Source organism: Pseudomonas sp. TH04, from assembly GCF_016651355.1.
Taxonomy (GTDB): Bacteria; Pseudomonadota; Gammaproteobacteria; order Pseudomonadales; family Pseudomonadaceae; genus Aquipseudomonas; species Aquipseudomonas fluorescens.
In genome coordinates this window covers 2,345,558-2,368,151 of record NZ_JAEKEA010000001.1, presented here as the reverse complement: position 1 = coordinate 2,368,151, position 22,594 = coordinate 2,345,558, and the positions used below count along the sequence as shown (strand labels likewise).

The following is a 22,594-nucleotide window of genomic DNA, read 5'->3' as shown; positions in this document are numbered from 1 at the left end:
TCGGCCAGCGCAGATCAATCATCCGTTCTCTTTTGCTTATGAGAATATTTATCATTAATATTGCGCACTGATGAACCTGGCGCCTCCGGCATGAAAAGCAAACGCTCACTTCCTGTTACCTACCGACTGGCTGTCACCTCGCGCGTGCTGGCAGCGGTGGTGGGCGGCTATTTGCTGGCGTCTCTGGCCAGCATCTGCCTGGCGCTGTGGATGCCAACGTCGCGTGCCGACGCCGTAATCACCGGGATGATGAGTTCGTTTGTGTTTTACCTGCTGGCGGTGCTCTGGTGTTTCGCCTGCCGTACGGCGTGGCGCGCCTGGTGTGGGGTGATGCTTCCCAGTGCACTGTTTGCCACCTTGGCAGGCGTGGGTGTGTGGATGGCGCGCACATGAAAGAGGGCTTTCGCCAGGCCATGGCCTGGTTGCACACATGGGCGGGATTGATTTTTGGCTGGCTGCTGTTTGCGATTTTCCTGACCGGCACCTTGTCCTATTTCAAGGACGAAATTACCCACTGGATGCAGCCCGAAGTGCACGCCCACCCGCTGGACGATGCGCGCAGTCTCGCTGCCGCACACACCTATTTGCAGCAACACGCGCCGACTGCCGCACGCTGGTTTATCACCTTGCCGGACAGCCGCGATCCGGGTCTGTCGGTGATGTGGCAAGACACACTCGACCCCGGCAAGCGCGGCAACTTTATCCGCAAGGTCCTCGACCCTGTCACCGGCCAACCCGTCCAGGCCCGCGAAAGCATGGGCGGCGACTTCTTCTATCGATTCCACTTCCAACTGCAAATGCCTTACCCGTGGGGGCGTTGGCTGTCGACCATTGCCGCGATGGTGATGTTCGTCGCGTTGATCACCGGCATCATCACCCACAAGAAAATCTTCAAGGACTTCTTCACCTTCCGCCCACGCAAAGGCCAGCGGTCCTGGCTGGACGGGCATAACGCGGTAGGCGTGCTGGTGTTGCCGTTTCACTTGATGATCACCTACAGCAGCCTGGTGATATTTATGAACATGGTGATGCCAGCGCCTATCACTGCCTTCTACGGCAGCGACAGTCGCGGGTTTTTCAATGAAGTGTTCCCCGCGATCAACAATGCGCCAGCGCTTGGCCAGCCGGGCAAATTGCTGCCGTTGTGGCCGATGTATGAGCAGGCCCGCACGCAATGGGCGGGCGGCCATGTCGGTCGTTTGGTGGTGAATAACCCGAGTGATGTGAATGCGTCGGTCAATGTGGTCCGCGCTGGCACCGACAGTGTGGTGCAGGATTTCGGCAGCACCCTGTCTTTCAATGGCACCACTGGCCAGCTGTTGCGGGTGAGTGGCGAGCAGTCCCTGCCGGCGGCAATCAGCGGCAGTTTCTATGGCCTGCACATGGGCCATTTCGCTGGCCCGGTGCTGCGCTGGCTGTACTTTATCTGCGGCCTGGCGGGCACGGCGATGATCGGCACCGGCTTGGTCATATGGCTCGGCAAGCGTCAGCTCAAGCACGCTAAAAGCGCGGTGATGCCGTTTGAACTGCGGCTGTTGGAGGTGCTGAATATCGCCAGCATGTCCGGGCTGGTGCTCGCTGTCGCAGGGTTTTTCTGGGCCAACCGCTTGTTGCCGGTGAGCTTCGCCGAGCGCTCCGATTGGGAAATAAATAGCTTCTTTATTGCCTGGGGCCTGAGCCTGTTGCACGCCGTGCTGCGTCGAGGCCGCCAGGCTTGGGTTGAGCAATTGAGTCTCGGCGCGCTGCTGTTGGCGGCGGTTCCACTGCTTAACGCACTGACCACCGCGCAGCACTTGGGCGTGTCACTGGCCAGCGGCGACTGGGCCATGGCCGGCTTCGACCTGACCTGCCTGGGCAGCGGCGTGTTCCTCGCGTGGGCCGCCTGGAAGATGCACCACCGCAGCGCGCCGCAGCTCAAGGTCGAACGGGCACGCGGATTGACGCTCACGCAGGAGGCGAACTGAATGCTGCTCGCATTGCTGATGTGCTACGCCGGGTTTGCCGCGCTGTGCCTGTCCACCGATCGGCATCATGGCGAACTGCTGCACAGCAAGCCTTCGCGACCGCGACGCCTGACGTTACGTACGGGCGGTGGGTTGCTGCTGGTGCTGTCGACGTGGCCGGCGGTGGCCACCTCGGGTTGGGCTCAAGGTTTGGTGGAGTGGTGCGCCGTGTTGATGCTCAGCGCACTGTTGCTGGTGTTGCTGTTGCCGTATCGGCCAAGGCTGGCCTTGAGCCTGGCGGGTGTCGGCCTGCTGGCCAGCCCGGTTGCTGCCTTCGCCCTGTGCTGAGCCTGCCATGATGATCAGCACGCCACCCGAATCCCAGGACCGCCCGCCTACCGATGCGGCCGGTGGGCGGGCGCATTTCCTGCAGGTGTTTTTATCCCAGCGCTCGCAAATGGAGGCGCTGGTCAGCCGACGCGTGGGTTGCCGTGCTACGGCGGCCGACCTGGTGCAAGACCTGTTCCTGCGCTTTTGGCGTCGACCGCTGGTGCAGGTCGAAGAGCTCAGCACCTACCTGTTGCGCTGCGCGGGCAACATCGCCATCGACCATTTGCGCAGTGAGGGCGCGCGCGTGCGCAGCAGCGAAGGCTGGTTGCCGGAACAACAGGGCAACCAGGGCTGCGAACCCCAGGCAGCCCTCGAAGCGGGCAATGACCTGCGCCACGTCGAAGCTGCCTTGCGCAGCTTGCCGGAGCGCACCCGGCAGATTTTCCTGCTTAACCGCATCCACGGCCGCAAATACTCGGAAATTGCCAAGGCCATGGGGCTGTCCCAAAGCGCCGTGGAAAAACATATGATGCGTGCCCTCGAAGCCTGCAAGGCCAGCCTTCGCGAACCACCGCAGCCACGCACGCCAGGGAAAGCACCGTGAACGTTACCCCTACGCCCGCCCAGGAGCAGGCCGCACTCGACTGGCTGAGCCTGTTGCACGACGAGCCCAGCAGTGGCGACCAGGCCACGTTCAGCCGCTGGTTGCGGGCCGATCCCGCCCATATCCAAGCCTATGCCCGGGCCCAGGTGCTGTGGGAGTTGAGCGAGGTGCCCGCGCGCGCACTCGCGGACGAAGATGCCGTGGCGTTGCAGGGCTACCTCCATTCAATGAACCGCTCAAAACGCGTGCGTGTTGTGCGCGGCGCCGGTGCCTTGGCCATGGCCGCGTGTTTGCTGGTGATGCTGTCCCTGGGCGCGGGTTGGCAGCCATCGCGCTGGGTTGATGACTTCGGCGCCGACTACGTGACCGCGCCAGGCGAGGTCAAGACCGTGACTCTGGCCGATCAAACCCGAGTGACCCTGGATGCCGACAGCGCCATTGCCGTGGATTTCAGCCATGGCGAGCGGCACATCCGGTTGCGCCGTGGCGCGGGTTTTTTCAGCGTGACTCACACGGGTCAGCCTTTTGTGGTCGAGGCAGGCAGCGGCGAGGCGCGGGTCTTGGGCACGCAGTTCGAAGTGCGCCTGCAACCGGCCGGGGCCGAGGTGACGGTGCTGTCCGGCCGGGTCGGCGTAACGCCGTCCAGGCAAGCTCAGCAGCAAATCCTGACGGCCGGCCAGCAGGTGGCCTACGTCGAGGGTGTGGCCGATGTGCTGCACGCGGTCGACAGCGAATCGCGTCTGGCCTGGCGTGACGGTTGGCTCAATTACTACAAAGCACCGTTGGCCGACGTGGTTCAGGACCTTCGCCGTTACTACCCTGGGCGAATCCTTCTGCTCAACGATGAGATGGCCGCCAAGCGTATCAGCGGCAGTTTTCCGAGCAAGGACCCGGTGGCGGTTTTGAGTGCCTTGCAGGCGGTTCTGGGCTTTGAACAACACACTGTTTTAGGGCGCATGATCGTGTTGCGCTAGACACGATCGGTGGGTTCACCACCGCCATTTACAAAAAAAACGCCCCGCTAAAATTTCTTCCAGGCAGCTATAGGCCAGGTACCACGCTGCCTGCAGACCTTTCATTTAACCTTCATCGCAATGGCCCAAACCTGTCACCAAACCGTTACACGCGGCAAGGATGATCCCCGGATTCCTGAGCAGGTGGTCAGGAAGATTGGCGTCGCCGTTCACCCGGTTTTGACCGCCAGCACCTCCCTCCATAACAACAGATAGATGCACGTAAGGGATCTACTCGTGAAGATCAACACACTCTCTGCCCTGCTGTTCGCTTCGGGCCTAGGAAGTTTTGCGCCACTGGTTCTGGCAGACACCACGCAGGATGTCGGTTCGGTGGACGTCGCCGGTAAACAGAGCCTGGGCAACGGCCACATGATTCGCGAAGAAAGTGCCAAGGCGCGGTCGACGGTGACCAAGGAAGCCATGGACGAAATGTCGGGGACCGCCAATGCCATCGACAAACTCAAATACACGCCGGGCATCAACGTTTCCAGTGATGACGCCAGCGGCACTAGCGGCACCAACTTCACCATGCGGGGCATGAACTCCGACCAGATCGGGGTTTCCGTCGATGGCGTGCCGATCAACGACTCGGGCAACTACAGCGTCTATTCAAACCAGTTGGGCGACCCGGAAAACCTCGCCGAAGTATTCGCCACCCAAGGCTCTTCGGAAGCGGACGGCCCGCACATTGGCTCCAGCGGCGGCAACATCGGCATGATCACTCTGCGGCCGACCAAGGAGTCCGGGGTGTTCGCCAAACAGATCGTCGGCGCCAACGATTTGCGCAAGACATTCGTGCGGGTCAATACCGGCGATTTTGGTGGCCTCAAGACCTGGGTCTCGGCGTCTCACCTGGAAGGTGACAAGTGGCGCGGCAAAGGCACGCTGCGCAGCGACAAGGTCGAGTGGAGCAGCCTGTTTGAAGACGGCAGCGGCAACTCCACACTGGCCACGATCAAGTACAACAACCAGGAAAACTACAACTACAACACCCTGAGCAAGTCGCAATTCGAGACAGAAGGGCGCCGCAAGGACTACTCGGAAACCCCGGTTTACAAGTCGGGTCTGCTGTCGTCGTCCTACAAGCTCAACCGCAACCCGTTCGAAAGCGTCAACGCCACGCTCACTCAGCGCTGGCAGCTGCAGGACAACCTGTCGTTGACGGTCACGCCTTATTATTACTGGGCCAACGGCGGCAGTTTCAGCGGCCAGACCGCGTCGAACCTGGGGCCCAAGTCCGACAAGGCCGGCAACTACGACCTGAGCAACCTGAAATCGCTCAACTACTATCGCCCTTCGTGGACCGAAACCTGGCGCCCTGGCGTCACCGCCAAAATGAAATGGGACATCAACGAAGCACACAGCCTGGACTACGGCTATTGGTATGAACGTGCTCGTCAGCGCCAGACCCAGCCCTTTATCGGGATCAATGGCGAAGGCGCACCCGATGATGTGTGGGGTGACTACAACAGCGGCGGCCAGGTGGTCGACAAGAACGGCGCAACCGTACAAGGGCGTCATTACTACACCATCACCCCGGCTCAGAAGCTCTGGGTTCAGGACAGCTGGCAAGCCACGCCGGACCTGAGTTTTGTCGGTGGCGTCGCCTACCAGTACGTCGAGCGCGACGGCAACAATCTGGGCAGCCTGTACGACACGCCGGAAAAACGTAACACCCGCTACCACCAGTTCCTGCCGAACTTCAGCGCCAAGTACCAGGTCGACGAAAGCAACCAGGCGTTCTACAACGTCACCCGCAACATGCGCACGCCGCCAAACTATGTGCTGTACAACAAGGGCGACTCGGTCAGCCTGAAGCCTGAGTTGAGCTGGAACCAGGAACTGGGCTGGCGCTACACCGAAGACACCCTGGCGCTGAGCGCGACCTTGTTCTACATCAGCTTCAAGGATCGCCAGTTGTCGACCACCGACTTGAACGGTGACTACGCGGTGATCAACGTCGGCAAGGTCGACAACAAAGGCCTGGAGTTGGAATGGAGCGGCCTGTTGCCGCACAACTTCAACTACTACGCCTCCTACACCTACACCCAGTCTGAGCAGAAAGACAATCTGCTCAGCAAGAATGTGTTGCTGCCGACAGCGGGCAAGCAACTGGCCAACGTGCCGGAAAACATGTTCAACCTGGTGTTCGGCTATGACGACTCGCGTTTTTACGGCAACGTTGCGGGCAAATACGTCGGCAGTTTCTACGGCGATTTGACCAACGACGAAAAAATCTCCGGCCGTACCGTGTTTGACCTCAACGCCGGTATCTACTTGCCGGTCGACAAGAAAGTCATCAAGTCCGCGGCCCTGCGCTTCTCGATGCTTAACGTGTTCGACAAGGAATACTTGAGCTCGGCGCGCACCGTGTCGTTCAACTCGGCACCGGTAAACGGCCTGGCGCCGAGCACGGCGTATTACAACGTGGGTGAGGAGCGCACGGCGATGGTGTCGCTGGAAGCCAACTTCTAATTCAAGCTGGCGTTGAGCTGAATGTGGGAGCGGGCTTGCTCGCGAAAGCGGAGTGTCAGTCGCCACATCTATTGACTGATCCACCGCCTTCGCGAGCAGCTCGCGCCCACATTTGATCTGCAGTGTTTTACAAATTGGGTGACTTCAGCGCCGCCATGATCGCATCCGGGTTGTAGTCGCGAATCAGCGTGCCATTCACGTCCACAAATGGGATCCCGCCGCCGCCCAAGGCCTCATAGGCCTTGCGCGCCTGGGCGTCCTTCTCGATATCCAGCGCCTGGTACGGAATGCCTTTCTGATCCAGAAAGCGCCGGGTCTGCTTGCAGTAGCCACACCACTCGGTGGCGTAGAGCACCACGCGCGCGGAGGCGCGCACCTGCTCGGACACCACCTGCGAGGGGTTGAACAGCCGCTCGACCTTGCCCCAGTTCTGGAAGACCACCACGACCAGCAATACCAGCAGGACTTTCTTGAAAACCCCGCCAAGCATCAGTTACGGCGCTTGAGCTGGTCGGTCAATTGGGTCGGCAGCCCCTTGATGATCAAGGTGCCGGCGGCCTCGTCGTATTCGATCTTGTCGCCCAGCAGGTGCGCTTCAAAGCTGATCGACAGCCCCTCGGCACGCCCAGTGAAACGACGGAACTGGTTGAGGGTGCGTTTGTCGGCCGGGATCTCCGGCGACAGGCCGTAGTCCTTGTTGCGGATATGGTCGTAGAACGCCTTGGGCCGATCTTCATCGATCAAACCCGACAGCTCTTCCAGGCCCATCGGTTCGCCAAGCTTGGCCTGGCTGCTGGCGTAGTCCACCAGGGTCTTGGTTTTCTCACGGGCCGATTCATCCGGCAGGTCTTCGCTTTCGACGAAGTCGCTGAACGCCTTGAGCAGGGTGCGGGTTTCGCCCGGGCCGTCGACGCCTTCCTGGCAACCGATAAAGTCGCGGAAATACTCCGAGACCTTCTTGCCGTTCTTGCCCTTGATAAAGGAGATGTATTGCTTGGACTGCTTGTTGTTTTGCCACTCGGACACGTTGATCCGCGCTGCCAGGTGCAATTGGCCCAGGTCCAGGTGGCGCGACGGGGTCACGTCCAGCTCGTCAGTCACCGCCACGCCTTCGCTGTGGTGCAGCAGGGCGATGGCCAGGTAGTCGGTCATGCCTTGTTGATAGTGGGCAAACAGCACGTGGCCGCCGGTGGAGAGGTTGGACTCCTCCATCAGCTTTTGCAGGTGCTCGACCGCCGTGCGGCTGAAGGTGGTGAAGTCCTGGCCGCCGTCGAAATACTCCTTCAACCAGCCGCTGAACGGGTGCGCGCCGGACTCGGCATGGAAGAAGCCCCAGGCCTTGCCTTGTTTGGCGTTGTAGCTCTCGTTGAGGTCGGCAAGCATGTTCTCGATGGCGGCGGATTCGGACAATTCCGAATCGCGGGCATGCAGAACTGCGGGTGTGCCGTCGGGTTTTTTGTCGATCAGGTGAACAATGCAATGACGGATCGGCATAGGCTTCTCGGCTGGTTGAAGGGGAGCGGTTGGCCTCCCCGAAAAGTCGCCCAGTGTACCGCACCCATTGGCCAAGACACGTGTCCAAGGGTGCTTTGGTCGCTCTCCGACGGGCTATATGCCTTTTTTTCACGGTTTAGAGCGATAAAGCTGACCAAATGGGTATGTTGAGGCGGATATTTCCCCGCCTCTGTGCTAGTTTTGCCCCGTCTTACGCCAAGTCTCGGCGTTAAGCGTGCATTCAGCATCTGTCAGGTCGAACCAATCCCCGTTTCAAGCATCTATAACCCCGATCTCCGTGGTTATAGCCGGGGGTGCCAGACCATGACGGTCGGGCTCGACGGCTGACACTGCACTCTGCAATCCATATGAATTTGATAGGGAAGGAACACCACAATGGCTATTACTAAAGACCAACTGATCGCTGACCTGGCTGAAGCAGTAGACGCACCGAAAACTACCGTGCGCGCTCTGCTGGACCAACTGAGCCAAGTTGTTGCTGATCAGCTGGAAAACGGCGGCGAAATCACTCTGCCAGGCGTTGGCAAACTGAAAGTGACCGAGCGTCCAGCCCGTACTGGCCGTAACCCTTCGACTGGCGCCGCCATCGAAATCGCTGCCAAGAAAGTTATCAAGCTGGTTGTGGCCAAAGGCCTGACCGACGCTGTTAACAAGTAAGACGCAGCAAAAAAAACCGTGCTTCGGAGCGATCCGGGCACGGTTTTTTGTTGCCTGCGGTTTAACCGTGGGTCAGTCGCGAACCCAGCGTTGGCGCCAGATCTGCTGCTCGTTCTTGGTCTGGAAAGTCCAGGCCACGAAACGGCTTTGCTTTTGGCCCTGGGACATTTCCACCACCTGGCTTTCCAGCACGCCGGCTTTTTTGAGCGCTGTCTCAATCGCGGGCAAATTCGACGCTTTTGACACCAGTGTGCTGAACCACAACACCTTGTGGGCAAAATGCGCGCTCTCAGCGATCAGTTGCGTGACAAAACGCGCTTCGCCGCCTTCACACCACAACTCCGCCGATTGCCCGCCGAAGTTCAGCACCGGCAGCTTGCGCTTGGGATCAGCTTTACCCAGGGCGCGCCATTTACGCTCGCTGCCCTTGGTGGCTTCGTCCATGGACGCGTGGAAGGGCGGGTTGCACATGGTCAGGTCAAAGCGCTCACCCGGCTCCAGCAAGCCCAGCAGGATCTGCTTGGGGTTGGGTTGCTGGCGCAGTTGGATGACCTTGCTCAGGTCATTGGACTGCACGATAGCCTTGGCGGCGGCCACAGCGATAGGATCGACCTCGGAACCGAGGAAATTCCAGCGATATTCCATATAGCCAATCAGCGGGTAGACGCAGTTGGCGCCCATGCCGATGTCCAGCACCTTGACGATAGAGCCGCGTGGAATCTTGCCGTCGTTAACGCTGGCCAGCAGGTCGGCGAGGAAGTGCACATAGTCGGCACGCCCCGGCACTGGCGGGCAGAGGTAATCCTGCGGGATATCCCAATGCTGGATGCCATAGAATGATTTAAGCAGTGCCCGGTTAAACACCCGCACCGCGTCCGGGCTGGCGAAGTCGATGCTCTCTTTGCCATAAGGGTTGATGATTACGAATTTCGCCAGTTCCGGCGTGGTCTTGATCAGCGCCGGGAAGTCGTAACGGCCTGTGTGGCGGTTGCGCGGGTGCAAGGTAGCCTCTTTGCGCGGCGCGACGGGCTTGGCCGGGGCTGCGGTTTTAGGCTGCTTGCGCGGTGGTTTGGGTGTGCTGGGGGCGGTCATGTTGATTCTGGTGTGGGCTCAAAGTGGTGGGTATTGTCACACATTCCTGACTGAAAACAGGAATATCTAGCTTTGGGAGAGTAACCAGAATGCGCGTAAAAACGGAATTATAACGTGAAGAGTTATTCTTTAATGGTTAGCTGACCTGTTATTTCTGACAGTAGATTATTGATTTTTCAGTGTGTTAATTTTTTATTGAAAAACACAGGTTGTGTCTCAATCTACTTAAGGTAATACACAATGAATAAGCACTTTTCTGTCATTTTAGTTGGGTCGATCTTGCTGGCGATGAATGCGTGGGCGGCTGAGGAGTCTCCTTCGGAGAATACGATGAATGGTAAAGCCGCCGGGACTATTATTGTAGAGTCAGCAGGCGCGTCTGCGTTTCGGGTCAGTGATGGCGACTTTGCCGATCCGCTCACTATTGGAGTGGCTGGGGCTTCACTCAGAGAAGGTAAAAACCTCTTTATTGAAAATAATGGTTCAAAGGCGACTAATATTAGCGTCCAGAATACGACCCTTTCTTCTCCGCTGAATCTTCCAGCGGGATCAAATGTCCAGTTTACTGTTACTTCGGGCAAATGGGTTTCTAAGGGGGTCAGGACGAATGGGAAAGTGGGTGATCCGGGTACGGGCCAGGTAAATGTTCCGCCTGTATCGCAATAAGCCCGCCCTCAACCTGCTGCTCGCTCGTGGCAAGTTGATAGTTGCCATATTGATCAAAAAGCGCCCATAAAAAAGAGACCTGAGAAGGTCTCTTTTTTACATGGTTTCCAGCTTACAGACTGGAGATCCACACATGTGCTCGGCCAGCTTACCCAACGCCCGCTCAGCCTCGGCCAACTTGGCGGGTTCCTTCTCGATCACTTCAGCCGGCGCATTGTCCAAAAACGCCGAGTTGGACAGCTTGCCGTCCACTTGCTGCACGGCCAAGCTCGTACAAAGAGCATGGCAAAGACATAGTGATCGGCAGTGTGCTACGCGGGTTTGAGTATGCGAAAGCGCAAGTCAGAGCCAAGGTTGAGCATCCGTTTCGGGTGATCAAGCGCCAGTTTGGCTATACGAAAGTGCGCTTTCGTGGTCTGACGAAAAGCAGTGCTCAGCAGACGACGTTGTTCGCCTTGTCGAACTTGTGGATGGTGCGAAAACGATTGTTGAATACTGGAGAGGTGCGCCTGTAATGCGGGCTAATCGCCCTGAAACAGCGCGACTTAGAGGAAAATCATGAATTAAGAAGTGGAAAGGTCTAATGATTCGACCGAATCAGCGCTTTTTGAACCTCACGCAAAGAGGGGATCAAAAAACGGTGGGTACTTCAGACCTTCCTTAGGGGGTGCACTTTCAACTTGGTGGCGGCGTGTATCAGGCCGATGCCGGCTCCCGAGTGCATCGGGAGCGCGGTGTTAGCGAGATCTCCATCGTGAGTAGGAGATGTTGCTTGGTTAAACTCGATTAGCCAATGAGGCGTCCATGTCCAGTACGAACATGCGCCATTTTGAATGTCTTATTCTTTTGATTTCTGCGACGCCAACGAAATCCCGAATAGGACCCCGGCAAAACGAGCCGTATATTTTTTTGTAGTTCTGCGCTTGAAGTGACGTGATCAATTCGCTGAGCGGTATCTGACCCTTTGGGCGAATAATATCGATATTATGGGCCGCTGCTAATTGTTTCATTACTTTGTCCAGGTCTTGCGGCGTTTTGAGAATATTGTTGGTTACCATGTCTTTAGGCTTGAACTCGGTCAAGATATAGTCGGGTGCTAATTTGGGGTTAAGTGAATTGTGTGCTTTGCTTATATAGTTTCCATTCAGCCTTCCCGAAAGATGCTGTAGCAATCGGCTATCATCTGTCGCAATTGACGCGCCTTTAGGTGCTAAAAAATGAAGGTCCACTCCTGATGGAAGAGCGAATCGGAACTTCTCGGCACGCGACGCTCCGTGGCTGTAAATATACGCTTTAGTAGCGTTCGGACCTCCGCTGTAAAGCTCATATGAAGCGGGTCCATTGTGAAAACCAAGACTCCGTGTCTTAACGGTCAGCGTTTCAACGCCCATCTGGCCTTTGGCTATGCTGCTGTGTTGATACGCGAGACTGGTTTCCCTGGCTGCCCCCTTTGCCCCTGCTCTTGCAGCGCGCAAAGCTAGCCCGGCGCCTGCGCCTGCTTCGAGCAGACCGGTCCCGAGTGCAGCCCAACCTAATGCTTCTGAGAGGTCAGGGTCACTTTCTCGTAGTGCCGCAGAGGCGATACCAAAGCCCGCGGACACAGTAGCTAAACCTACCGCTGCTACCGTCCACCCTATTGAAGCACCGCCGGTAAAGGGTGCCAGTGCGATACCGATTACGCCGATCCCCACAGCGGCTACAACCGGGTTTTCGATCGCTGGCGCGTGGGTAATGACAGAGTATTGGTTCAAGACCTCCGCGAACCCAGAGGGGTCACTTTTATTGACCGGGTCGTTGCTGCAATACCGATATCGATTTGATCCACCTGCACCAAACGGACTGATAGGGTCAGGAGCGTCAAAGCTTTGTTTCGCGGGATTGTAGACTCTCGCTCCGTTCCCCAGAGGATAATTACCGGTAACGCTGTCCATGGGGTGGCCGTTAAACCCAACCCACGAGCGCTGATCGATGGTATGAGGGCGATAGCCGTATGGCGTGTAAACAAAGTATGAAATTGAATTGGTAGACAGGTCGTAACTGGCAATCACCGAGCCTTTGATGTCTTTTACCTCGAAACTGCGGCTTGTTGTTGGCATGTTGCTGTCTTGGTTGATACTCTGCTGCAGCAATAAGCAGGAAGTGCTCTGGTTCATCAAAATAGAAGTGCGGTAGCTAAAAACTCCATTGCTGCTAAATACACCTTTCCGAGCGTATTGGAAGTCATCTTTATAATAGTACTGGTCGTAGTGGTTCGTACCTGAGCACCCAGCGAGTCGGCCAATGTTGTCGTAATGGTAGTCGAAACGTTGTTGTGCGTCACTGTGAACGGTTAATTGACCCTGGATATTGTAAGTGAGTGGGAAGCCGTCTTTGTTTATAAGATAACCAAGGCTGTCATATTTATAAGAATGAGTTTGTTGAGTCTTACCTCTCTGAAGTGTAGTGGATTGAGGTTGGCAGGGGTCTGCAGCCCCAAATGTGTATTTATCGATAAACGTACTGCCATTGCTTGTCACGGTACATTGAGTCAGGTTGCCGGCCATGTCGTATATAAAATCCTGTCGGTCAATCACATAGCGGTCAGGCGTGGAGGGTTTATGGGGGCCGCTGCACAGATAGGTTTCGAGTTGCCCTCTGAAATCGTAACGGTACTCTTCCTTGCGCAACAGTGATGCATCTTGCAGTATTTCCATTTCAGCGATTAAAGAGGTGGTATACGTTGTTTTTAATGTAAGGAGTGGAAAACCTGTGGCATTGAATTGACGTTGAATTTCTTGACCGGATGCGTTGTAAGTGTACGCAGTCGTCATGGTCTTACCATGGGTTAGATCATTCAATGTTTCGGATTCCAGTCTACCTAGCGGGCCATATATAAAGTCTACGGTCAGCGTTGCGCTGGAGCTGTTCAGTAGACGGCCTTGGGTGTCGTAAGTGTATTGAGTGCTGTTACCGAACGCATCAGTTGATTGCAGTAAGAGGCCTTGAATGGAGTATTCGTATCTTGCTTGAGAGGTAGTTGAATCACTACCTCGGTAAATGCCTCCGGTAATGGTTTCAGTAAGGGTACGGGTTTGCGCGTCCCAAGCATTGCTCAGCTTAATGCGAGTAGATGAGGTGTTCGTTGCGCTGGGTTGAGTATCTGCTTTGCCCCAATTCCCGCTGCCGATATAGGCATAGTTCACTTTAGTGCCGCCGAGTACGGTAGCCGTCACGCGGCTCAGGCCATCTACTGTCTGGGTGCCCAGTGAAACTGTTTGGCCGCTGGATTCCAGCTTGGCAGCTGTCGCTACGGGTGCTTGGATATGGGCAGGAAAGTCATTAATCGTTGTGATACCGGCGGTTTCCACACGGCTTACGCGACCAAAAGCGTCGTAATTACGGTGAATCGCATATGCCTCGCTTGAAGTCTCGGTGGTCAGACGACCCAGGGCGTTGTAGCGATACGTCTGTGAGCTCACGAACTTACCATTGGCATGAAGATACGACTCGTGGCGTTGTTCTCCACCGGGTTCGTCGAATACCTGTATGGTGCGCCCGCCCGTTTCACTGCCTTGTGCTACCCAGGTTGAGGTCTTGCGGTTGACCGGGTCGTACGAAAAATTCTCGGTCTCACCACTCGCGGCCCACTTGATTTCTGAGAGCTGCCCCCAGCGGTCATAGCTGAAGTTACGTGTTTGCGTGGGCAATTGCGTTTTATTGGCGGTGTAGTCGAATTGTGTCGTGGACGCCTCTCGACCTTGGGCGTCGTAAGTTATTTCGTATAACTTCAGCCATGAACCATCAGTGTGTAGCCACTCGTTTCGGATGGGGCGGCCCAACGTATCAAATACGTCTCTGCTTTGTTCTCCGAACGGGCTGGTACGCGTTACTTGAGTTTCGGTGCCAGCGTCTACGTAGGTGAAAGTGGTCGTGCCTTTGAGCTCGGGCTCGCCGTCATATACGGTTTGTTGGATTATACGGCGCTGCGCGTCGTATTCATAAAGGGTCGTATTGTCTTGGGCATCAATGTGGGACTTAAGCAAGCCGGTGAGCGTTTGAATGACTTGAGTTCCGGTGACTGCAGGTGCAGTGCCCGCGGTCACATTAGTGGTTGTAGTGAGTTGATTGTTGGAAAGCCCGTAGCCGATCGCAGTACTGACTACAGAGCCCGGAACGACCTTGCCGGCGGCGTCAAGGATAGATTGCGTGCTGTTCAATAACCGCCCATGGTGAGGTGAATTAATGTCAGTATCATAAGTATTCTCTTCAAGCACCATGTTGCCGTTCGCCCATGATGAGAGCCTGCCATTGGCATCCCCAACCGGGTTATAGATTGTCAATTTTTTCGAAGGTTTGAGGGTTGGACCTTTTACCAGGGCGTCTTTGACCGGCAGCCCATCGTAACTGTAGAAGGTCCACTGCAAGTCAGTCCGTTGGCCGTTGTTCAGGGTATAGACCTTTTCGGATTCGACGTGAACCTTGAAGTAATTTGGGTCGCCAGGGCAACGAATGGCCACCGGGAGGTTGAAGGTCTGTTGACCGTTACTGGTGACGTAAGGCGAAATAACCTTTTGGCGCAGCTCACGTGTACCCCAGGTCAACCCGGCTTTACCGAACAGCTGGAATCCCCAGCCGATAGGGTTTGCGTAATCACCTATGGCCGCAATAACACTCAAAGGCGTTGTGGGAGTGTTAACTCTTTCTGTTTTGACGAGTATGTCTTCTTCCAACATTCCCCGATAATAAGTCCACTCCGTTGTTACGCCGTTTTCTGTCTTTGAAATGATGTTGCCTAAGGTGTCCATTGTGATAACGACGACTTCCTTGCGAGCGGTCAGGTCGGGGTTGGTGTAGGTCGTGCTAGTGGTGCTTTCAATACGGTCTGGGAGGGGGTCATTAGCGGCACCCGTGAGGACAGTCCCTCCGTTTTTCACGGTTCTACTTAACTCAACGGTTTTCAATAATAAGCCATCTACCCAAGTTGTTTCTTTTGTCGGTAGGCGGTTGGTCGAAAACTGATATTCAGTTTTTTTATTGCCTATCTCCGTTACTGAGGTGATTTGGTTGCCTTTTGAGGTGGTGTAAATATATTGATTGTTTTGTATGATGGTCGCGTTGTTGTCGGTAATAAGGTGGTTGGAAACTTTGCCGTTCTGATAACTAATTGCCTCCGTGAGTCCGCTGCTGTGTTTTATTTTGCTGATAGAGCCGGTGTACTCGAACGCTGTCGTGTCTATCTGGTTGCTCTGCCGTACTGTACTCAACAAGCCCTCGGTAAATTGAAAATCCATCGTGTAATTGTCGTTGGTTCCTGGCCATACATCGAAAGTGACCTTCATTTTGCTGCCGAGCATGGTGTAACCAACGGTCAATAGGGTTCCTGACTCGTCGGCTACTGACTGTAGGCGTGGGAGCCACAGGTCTATGAGTGAGTTGGTTTCTTTAATCAAATCCCATTGGAGGTAAATTTTATGCCCAGAGGGTGAACTTATTGTAGTTGGAAGATAATAGCCTTCATCTATTTGCGGGTTGGATGAGGGGGCTCGGAATTTGGTAAGACGTTCTTGTTTTCCACTTTTATGTGTGAATTTAAGTTGCTTGCTATCCCGGCTGATAACGACGTGGGGTAAGGCAATATCGCTTTTTCCGTCCCATGTCCAACTGGCTCCGTTCTCTAAGTAAGTTTCGCCGAAATTGTTGCTCGGAAGTGTTGGTAGAAGGTCTTCGTAAAAATAAGCATGGTTAAATCGGATACTACAATTTTCGAGGTAGTGGGTGCCGCGGCCCGACGTGTGGTAAACCTTCAGATCCAAAGTCGGGCCCAACCCATTATTTCCAACTAATTCAGCTATCGGGATAAATGTGCAAAATGCGCCCGAAAAGGGGTCGACCCCATGAATATTCGGGCTACCTTCGTCAACGACACGTTGTTCAACAGCTGTCGAATTAGCCATCTGGAAACTCCTTAAAAAGTAGGCTGCCTCCGTGCTCAAAATGATGCACGGCAGAGAGCTTTGTTTCAGAGTAATGCCGCTTTCCAGTGGGTTGATACTGTCAATGTTCACAGTTTTTTATAACTTTTCGCGCTTAAGTGTCTCCATAGTTAGATCAGTTAATTTTGCGCAAAAAAAAGAGACCCGAAGGTCTCTCTTTTTATTCCAGCATTGACTTACAAGCTGGCAATCCGACTGCGTTGCTCCGCCAACTTGCCCTGAGCCTGTTCAGCTTCAGCCAACTTGGCGCGCTCCTTATCGATCACCTCCGCCGGCGCCTTGTCGACGAACGCCGCGTTGGACAGCTTGCCGCCCACTCGCTGCACTTCGCCTTGCAGGCGCAGGATTTCCTTATCGAGACGGGCCAATTCCGCGCCTTTGTCGATCAGGCCGGCCATCGGCACCAGCACTTCCATCTCGCCGACCAGCGCGGTCGCGGACAGCGGTGCTTCGGCGCCGTCAGCCAATACCGTGATCGACTCCAGCTTCGCCAGCTTCTTGAGCAGTGCGTCGTTCTCGCTGAGGCGACGCTGATCTTCGCTGCTGGCGTTCTTCACAAACACTGCCAACGGCTTGCCCGGCCCGATGTTCATCTCGGCACGGATGTTACGCGTGCCCATCATCAGGGTCTTGAGCCATTCGATATCGCTTTCGGCCGCCTCATCGATGCGCGCTTCATTGGCCACCGGCCAAGGTTGCAGCATGATGGTTTTGCCTTCGATACCGGCCAGCGGCGCGATGCGCTGCCAGATCTCTTCGGTGATGAACGGCATGAACGGGTGCGCCAGGCGCAGTGCCACTTCCAGTACGCGTACCAAGGTGCGACGGGTGCCCCGTTGGCGCTCGATCGGCGAGTTTTCGTCCCACAGCACGGGCTTGGACAGTTCCAGGTACCAGTCGCAATACTGGTTCCAAATGAACTCGTACAAGGCCTGTGCGGCCAGGTCGAAACGGAACTGGTCAAGTTGGCGGGTTACTTCGGCTTCGGTGCGCTGCAACTGCGAGATGATCCAGCGATCCGCCAGGCTCAGCTCAACTGCTTCGCCGTTCTGGCCGCAGTCTTCGCCTTTATCCAGCACGTAACGCGCGGCGTTCCAGATCTTGTTGCAGAAGTTGCGATAGCCTTCGACGCGGCCCATGTCGAACTTGATGTCGCGACCGGTGGACGCCAACGAGCAGAAGGTGAAACGCAGGGCGTCGGTGCCGTAGCTGGCAATGCCGTCGGCGAACTCGTCGCGGGTCTGCTTCTCGATCTTCTTCGCCAGTTTTGGCTGCATCAGGCCCGAGGTGCGCTTCTGCACCAGGGTTTCCAGGTCGATGCCGTCGATGATGTCCAGAGGGTCCAGGACGTTACCCTTGGACTTGGACATCTTCTGGCCCTGGCCATCCCGCACCAGGCCGTGTACGTACACGGTCTTGAACGGTACCTGCGGGGTGCCGTCCTCGTTCTTCACCAGGTGCATGGTCAGCATGATCATCCGGGCAACCCAGAAGAAAATGATGTCGAAGCCGGTCACCAGTACATCGGTGGAGTGGAATTTCTTCAGGAACTCGGTCTGCTGCGGCCAGCCCAGGGTGGAGAAGGTCCACAGGCCGGAGCTGAACCAGGTGTCCAGTACGTCGTTGTCCTGTTGCAGCGCAACGTCCGGGCCGAGGTTGTGCTTGGCGCGCACTTCGGCTTCGTCGCGGCCTACATAGACTTTGCCCGACTCGTCGTACCAGGCCGGAATGCGGTGGCCCCACCACAGCTGACGGCTGATGCACCAGTCCTGGATGTCGCGCATCCACGAGAAGTACATGTTTTCGTACTGTTTGGGCACGAACTGAATGCGGCCGTCTTCCACGGCAGCAATCGCAGGCTCGGCCAATGGTTTGGTGGACACGTACCACTGGTCGGTCAGCCACGGCTCGATGATGGTGCCGGAACGGTCGCCCTTCGGCACTTTGAGGCCGTGGTCGTCAACGCTCACCAGCAAGCCGGCAGCGTCAAAGGCGGCCACGATCTGCTTGCGCGCTTCGAAACGGTCGAGGCCGGCGTATTCGGCCGGGATCTTGCCGTCGATGCTGTCGTTCAGCGTGCCGTCCAGATTGAACACCTGACAGGCCGGCAATACGGCGGCGTTTTTGTCGAAGATGTTCAACAGCGGCAGGTTGTGGCGCTTGCCGACTTCGTAGTCGTTGAAATCGTGGGCCGGGGTGATTTTCACGCAGCCGGTGCCGAATTCAGGGTCACAGTAGTCGTCTGCGATGATCGGGATACGGCGACCCACCAACGGCAGCTCGACGAACTTGCCGATCAGCGCCTGGTAGCGCTCGTCGTTCGGGTTAACTGCGACGGCGGCGTCGCCGAGCATGGTTTCCGGACGGGTGGTGGCGACGATCAGGTAGTCGTTGCCTTCAGCGGTCTTGGCGCCATCGGCCAGCGGGTACTTGAGGTTCCACAGGAAACCTTTCTCGTCGTGGTTTTCCACTTCGAGGTCGGAAATCGCCGTGTGCAACTTGGTGTCCCAGTTGACCAGGCGCTTGCCACGGTAGATCAGGCCGTCTTCGTGCAGGCGTACGAAGGCTTCTTTCACGGATTCCGACAGGCCGTCGTCCATGGTGAAGCGCTCGCGGCTCCAGTCGACGGACGAACCCAGGCGACGGATCTGACGGCTGATATTGCCGCCGGACTGGTCTTTCCATTCCCAGATCTTTTCCAGGAATTTCTCGCGACCCAGGTCGTGACGGTTCTGGCCGGTGGCCTCGAGTTGGCGTTCCACCAGCATCTGCGTGGCGATACCGGCGTGGTCGGTGCCCGGTTGCCACAGGGTGTTGCGGCCCTGCATGCGGCGGAAACGGATCAACGCATCCATGATCGCATTGTTGAAGCCATGGCCCATGTGCAGGCTGCCAGTGACGTTCGGTGGCGGAATCATGATGGTGTAGGACTCGCCCGCGCCTTGCGGGGCGAAATAGTTCTCGGACTCCCAGGTGTTGTACCAGGAAGTTTCAATGGCGTGCGGCTGGTAGGTCTTATCCATGCGCGGCGGGACCCTATTGGCATTTATTCAGGAAAAGCCGGGAAGTATAGCGGGGATGAGCCAGCGCGCGTAGGGCGAGGTGATGGGCGATGTAAAAAACTGCATCACCCGGTTGAACTCGATGTGGTTTACACAGGCTGGCACTCTCTTTTTGAGCGAGGGTAATTGTTACGTAAGCCCATTCTGGCAATACGCTGCTGTTCAGACCGATTTAGCCCCGTGAAATGGGCGCTTGGTCGCTGGTATCGCACGCTGAGTCATTGTGCTTCGCGCGTCACCAGCTACCGTGCGACCAGACTGGTTTATGTCTTGCTCATGGTCAGGATAACTGCTGTCCAGCCAGACACCTGACCACCGTTGGCATTGAATTCCGCCAGGGCCAGTGGCGTCGAGGTGGAGTAGATGTCCTGAATCAGTTGCAGTTGCCAATCACCGTTGCTGTCAGCTTGAGGTTTGCCAAACAACACGCTGCCGCCTTCAAGATAAACGTAGACGATGGCATTGGGCGCGGCTTTGCCGGTCAGCAAGGGGCGCAGTGAGTTGACGGTGGTGGGGCTGGTGAGTTGAGGCGCGCTGCCGGAAGGCAAGGCGTTACTGGTGGGTGCAGTGCTCATGGTCAGGGTAACTGCTGTCCAGCCAGACATCAGAGCACCGTTGGCATTGAATTCCCCCAGAGACAGTGGCGTCGAGGTGGAGTAGATGTCCTGACTCAGTTGCAGGTTCCAATCACCGTTGCTGTCAGCTTGAGGTTTGCCAAACAACACGCTGCCGCCTTCAAGATAAACATAGACGATGGCATTGGGCGCGGCTTTGCCGGTCAGCAAGGGGCGCAGTGAGTTGACGGTGGTGGGGCTGGTGAGTTGAGGCGCGCTGCCGGAAGGCAAGGTGTTACTGGTGGGTGCAGTGCTCATGGTCATGGTAACTGCTGTCCAGCCAGACATCAGAGCACCGTTGGCATTGAATTCCCCCAGAGACAGTGGCGTCGAGGTGGAGTAGATGTCCTGACTCAGTTGCAGGTTCCAATCACCGTTGCTGTCAGCTTGAGGTTTGCCAAACAACACGCTGCCGCCTTCAAGATAAACATAGACGATGGCATTGGGCGCGGCTTTGCCGGTCAGCAAGGGGCGCAGTGAGTTGACGGTGGTGGGGCTGGTGAGTTGAGGCGCGCTGCCGGAAGGCAAGGTGTTACTGGTGGGTGCAGTGCTCATGGTCAGGGTAACTGCTGTCCAGCCAGACATCAGAGCACCGTTGGCATTGAATTCCGCCAGGACCAGTGGCGTCGAGGTGGAGTAGATGTCCTGACTCAGTTGCAGGTTCCAATCACCGTTGCTGTCAGCTTGAGGTTTGCCAAACAACACGCTGCCGCCTTCAAGATAAACATAGACGATGGCATTGGGCGCGGCTTTGCCGGTCAGCAAGGGGCGCAGTGAGTTGACGGTGGTGGGGCTGGTGAGTTGAGGCGCGCTGCCGGAAGGCAAGGCGTTACTGGTGGGTGCAGTGCTCATGGTCAGAATAACGGCTGTCCAGCCAGACATCAGAGCACCGTTGGCATTGAATTCCGCCAGGACCAGTGGCGTCGAGGTGGAGTAGATGTCCTGACTCAGTTGCAGGTTCCAATCACCGTTGCTGTCAGCTTGAGGTTTGCCAAACAACACGCTGCCGCCTTCAAGATAAACATAGACGATGGCATTGGGCGCGGCTTTGCCGGTCAGCAAGGGGCGCAGTGAGTTGACGGTGGTGGGGCTGGTGAGTTGAGGCGCGCTGCCGGAAGGCAAGGCGTTACTGGTGGGTGCAGTGCTCATGGTCAGAATAACGGCTGTCCAGCCAGACATCAGAGCACCGTTGGCATTGAATTCCGCCAGGACCAGTGGCGTCGAGGTGGAGTAGATGTCCTGACTCAGTTGCAGGTTCCAATCACCGTTGCTGTCAGCTTGAGGTTTGCCAAACAACACGCTGCCGCCTTCAAGATAAACGTAGACGATGGCATTGGGCGCGGCTTTGCCGGTCAGCAAGGGGCGCAGTGAGTTGACGGTGGTGGGGCTGGTGAGTTGAGGCGCGCTGCCGGAAGGCAAGGTGTTACTGGTGGGTGCAGTGCTCATGGTCAGGGTAACTGCTGTCCAGCCAGACATCAGAGCACCGTTGGCATTGAATTCCGCCAGGACCAGTGGCGTCGAGGTGGAGTAGATGTCCTGACTCAGTTGCAGGTTCCAATCACCGTTGCTGTCAGCTTGAGGTTTGCCAAACAACACGCTGCCGCCTTCAAGATAAACATAGACGATGGCATTGGGCGCGGCTTTGCCGGTCAGTAAGGGACGCAGTGAGTTGACGGTGGTGGGGCTGGTGAGTTGAGGCGCGCTGCCGGAAGGCAAGGCGTTGCCAGAACCAGATAGTGCGATGTTAAGCGTATGGGCCGTATCGGCCGATAGCCTAGCGGATTGACTGAACTGGCCGAACTTCAACGTGACCTGGCCAGGAGCAAGATCTTGAGGAAATGGGTAGGTCCAGTTGCCGTTGGCGTCGGCATAACAATCGCCGTAGTAGACGTTGACGGCATCATTGTGCACACCAATCCTGGCGTTGGGAGCGGCTTTGCCGGTGAATGTTGGTCGGACTGTCTGGACGGAGCTGTTGTTGGCCGGGCTGTTGATGACAGGTGGGGTGCCATCGGCCATGGCGCCGTCCCCAGTGCTCGTCAATAAAACCGTCAACTGAACACCCACCCAAGGCGATAAAGCGTTGCCCCCGGCATCATTCGCGATCAACGCAAGGTCTACCCAGTTATTGGCATCAACGACAAGGTCAGTAGTCGGCGTGGCTTCCCAATAGCCATTACTGTCCGCACCCACTGAAGCGTAGTAAACGCTGCCACCCGAATGGGCAATCACCACAGTCGCATTCGGTGGTGCCGTCCCTGTAAGCCACGGGCGAAGGGAGTCAACGATAGTCAGGCTGGTGAGAACGGGGGAATTATCTGACTCGGAGGGGCCGTTTCCTGCCATTGGAGAAGGGTCGCCAACGTGAAAGGCAAGATTGGGTGCATACCCTTGGCTCAGGTCGTAATAGGCGGAGACAGAATAGGGGCCCAAAGGTAGCGCTATATCGGATTGAGTCAGCCAGTTACCGTTTTCATCGACGGTTGTTTGTGCAACGACTAGACCGGTACCTGATTGACATATGGAGACAGGTTGGCCTGGAGTTCCTTCGCCGAAGAAAATCGGGAAGCGCACAGGTGTCCATTCGGTAATTGGATAGAACAGAGTGGGAACGCCCATCATGTAAATCTCCGACGAGGGATAATTTC

General features: G+C 56.4%; 14 protein-coding genes and 2 pseudogenes. 9 read left to right on the top strand and 7 right to left on the bottom strand.

The annotated features are described in order from the left end of the window. Nucleotides 1–90: 90 nt before the first annotated feature. From JFT85_RS10655 to JFT85_RS10630, 6 genes are all read left to right on the top strand, one after another. Complete coding sequence (locus tag JFT85_RS10655; RefSeq protein WP_053254557.1) at nucleotides 91–393, top strand: DUF3649 domain-containing protein; 303 nt, start codon at nucleotides 91–93, stop codon at nucleotides 391–393. Continuing rightward, nucleotides 390–1,964, top strand: a complete 1,575-nt coding sequence (locus JFT85_RS10650) for a PepSY-associated TM helix domain-containing protein (RefSeq protein WP_201229829.1) — start codon at nucleotides 390–392, stop codon at nucleotides 1,962–1,964. Before JFT85_RS10655 ends, JFT85_RS10650 begins: the two co-directional genes overlap by 4 nt. Continuing rightward, a complete protein-coding gene (locus JFT85_RS10645) occupies nucleotides 1,965–2,291 on the top strand; it encodes a DUF3325 domain-containing protein (protein WP_187601989.1) in 327 nt (108 codons plus the stop codon). It abuts the gene before it with no gap. 7 nt (nucleotides 2,292–2,298) lie between these two features. Next, nucleotides 2,299–2,877 (top strand): RNA polymerase sigma factor, encoded by a 579-nt coding sequence (locus tag JFT85_RS10640; protein WP_053254560.1) that lies wholly within the window; start codon nucleotides 2,299–2,301, stop codon nucleotides 2,875–2,877. Continuing rightward, nucleotides 2,874–3,851, top strand: a complete 978-nt coding sequence (locus JFT85_RS10635; protein ID WP_201229827.1) for a FecR domain-containing protein — start codon at nucleotides 2,874–2,876, stop codon at nucleotides 3,849–3,851. Before JFT85_RS10640 ends, JFT85_RS10635 begins: the two co-directional genes overlap by 4 nt. A 276-nt stretch (nucleotides 3,852–4,127) precedes the next feature. Then, the gene (locus JFT85_RS10630) at nucleotides 4,128–6,368 is read left to right on the top strand and encodes a TonB-dependent receptor (RefSeq protein WP_053254562.1); all 2,241 of its coding nucleotides are present in this window, start codon (nucleotides 4,128–4,130) and stop codon (nucleotides 6,366–6,368) included. Nucleotides 6,369–6,495: 127 nt separating this feature from the next. Here JFT85_RS10630 and JFT85_RS10625 read toward each other — a convergent pair whose 3' ends face one another. Both JFT85_RS10625 and yejK read right to left on the bottom strand, forming a co-directional pair. Continuing rightward, nucleotides 6,496–6,858 carry a glutaredoxin family protein gene (locus JFT85_RS10625; protein WP_073637254.1) on the bottom strand — a complete coding sequence of 121 codons (363 nt, stop codon included), beginning with the start codon at nucleotides 6,856–6,858 and terminating at the stop codon, nucleotides 6,496–6,498. Beyond that, nucleotides 6,858–7,862, bottom strand: a complete 1,005-nt coding sequence (yejK, locus tag JFT85_RS10620; RefSeq protein WP_003171997.1) for a nucleoid-associated protein YejK — start codon at nucleotides 7,860–7,862, stop codon at nucleotides 6,858–6,860. Before yejK ends, JFT85_RS10625 begins: the two co-directional genes overlap by 1 nt. Nucleotides 7,863–8,258: 396 nt before the next feature. On the opposite strand from yejK, the gene JFT85_RS10615 reads away from it, so the two are divergent. After that, complete coding sequence (locus JFT85_RS10615) at nucleotides 8,259–8,540, top strand: HU family DNA-binding protein (protein WP_003188840.1); 282 nt, start codon at nucleotides 8,259–8,261, stop codon at nucleotides 8,538–8,540. Between the two features lie 72 nt (nucleotides 8,541–8,612). Here the strand turns inward: JFT85_RS10615 and rlmF are convergent, their stop codons facing one another. Further along, nucleotides 8,613–9,632 (bottom strand): 23S rRNA (adenine(1618)-N(6))-methyltransferase RlmF, encoded by a 1,020-nt coding sequence (gene rlmF / locus JFT85_RS10610; RefSeq protein WP_053254564.1) that lies wholly within the window; start codon nucleotides 9,630–9,632, stop codon nucleotides 8,613–8,615. A gap of 240 nt (nucleotides 9,633–9,872) precedes the next feature. Between rlmF and JFT85_RS10605 the strand changes: the two genes are divergently transcribed. After that, nucleotides 9,873–10,298, top strand: coding sequence for a hypothetical protein (locus tag JFT85_RS10605; protein WP_069551851.1), 426 nt, complete (start codon nucleotides 9,873–9,875; stop codon nucleotides 10,296–10,298). A gap of 112 nt (nucleotides 10,299–10,410) precedes the next feature. On the opposite strand, the pseudogene JFT85_RS10600 reads toward JFT85_RS10605, so the two are convergent. After that, nucleotides 10,411–10,559: pseudogene (locus tag JFT85_RS10600) on the bottom strand (hypothetical protein); the annotation flags it as partial. Between JFT85_RS10600 and JFT85_RS10595 the strand changes: the two are divergent. Next, a pseudogene (locus tag JFT85_RS10595) lies at nucleotides 10,550–10,813 on the top strand (transposase); the annotation flags it as partial. The pseudogenes JFT85_RS10600 and JFT85_RS10595 sit on opposite strands and share 10 nt — an antisense overlap. A gap of 261 nt (nucleotides 10,814–11,074) precedes the next feature. On the opposite strand, the gene JFT85_RS10590 reads toward JFT85_RS10595, so the two are convergent. From JFT85_RS10590 to JFT85_RS10580, 3 genes are all read right to left on the bottom strand, one after another. After that, nucleotides 11,075–16,342 carry an RHS repeat-associated core domain-containing protein gene (locus tag JFT85_RS10590; protein WP_201229825.1) on the bottom strand — a complete coding sequence of 1,756 codons (5,268 nt, stop codon included), beginning with the start codon at nucleotides 16,340–16,342 and terminating at the stop codon, nucleotides 11,075–11,077. 104 nt (nucleotides 16,343–16,446) lie between these two features. Beyond that, nucleotides 16,447–19,293 (bottom strand): valine--tRNA ligase, encoded by a 2,847-nt coding sequence (locus tag JFT85_RS10585; RefSeq protein ID WP_053254567.1) that lies wholly within the window; start codon nucleotides 19,291–19,293, stop codon nucleotides 16,447–16,449. A 302-nt stretch (nucleotides 19,294–19,595) separates the two neighbouring features. After that, entirely contained in the window at nucleotides 19,596–21,965 is a 2,370-nt protein-coding gene (locus JFT85_RS10580; protein ID WP_201229823.1) for a hypothetical protein, read from the bottom strand. Nucleotides 21,966–22,594: the final 629 nt, after the last annotated feature.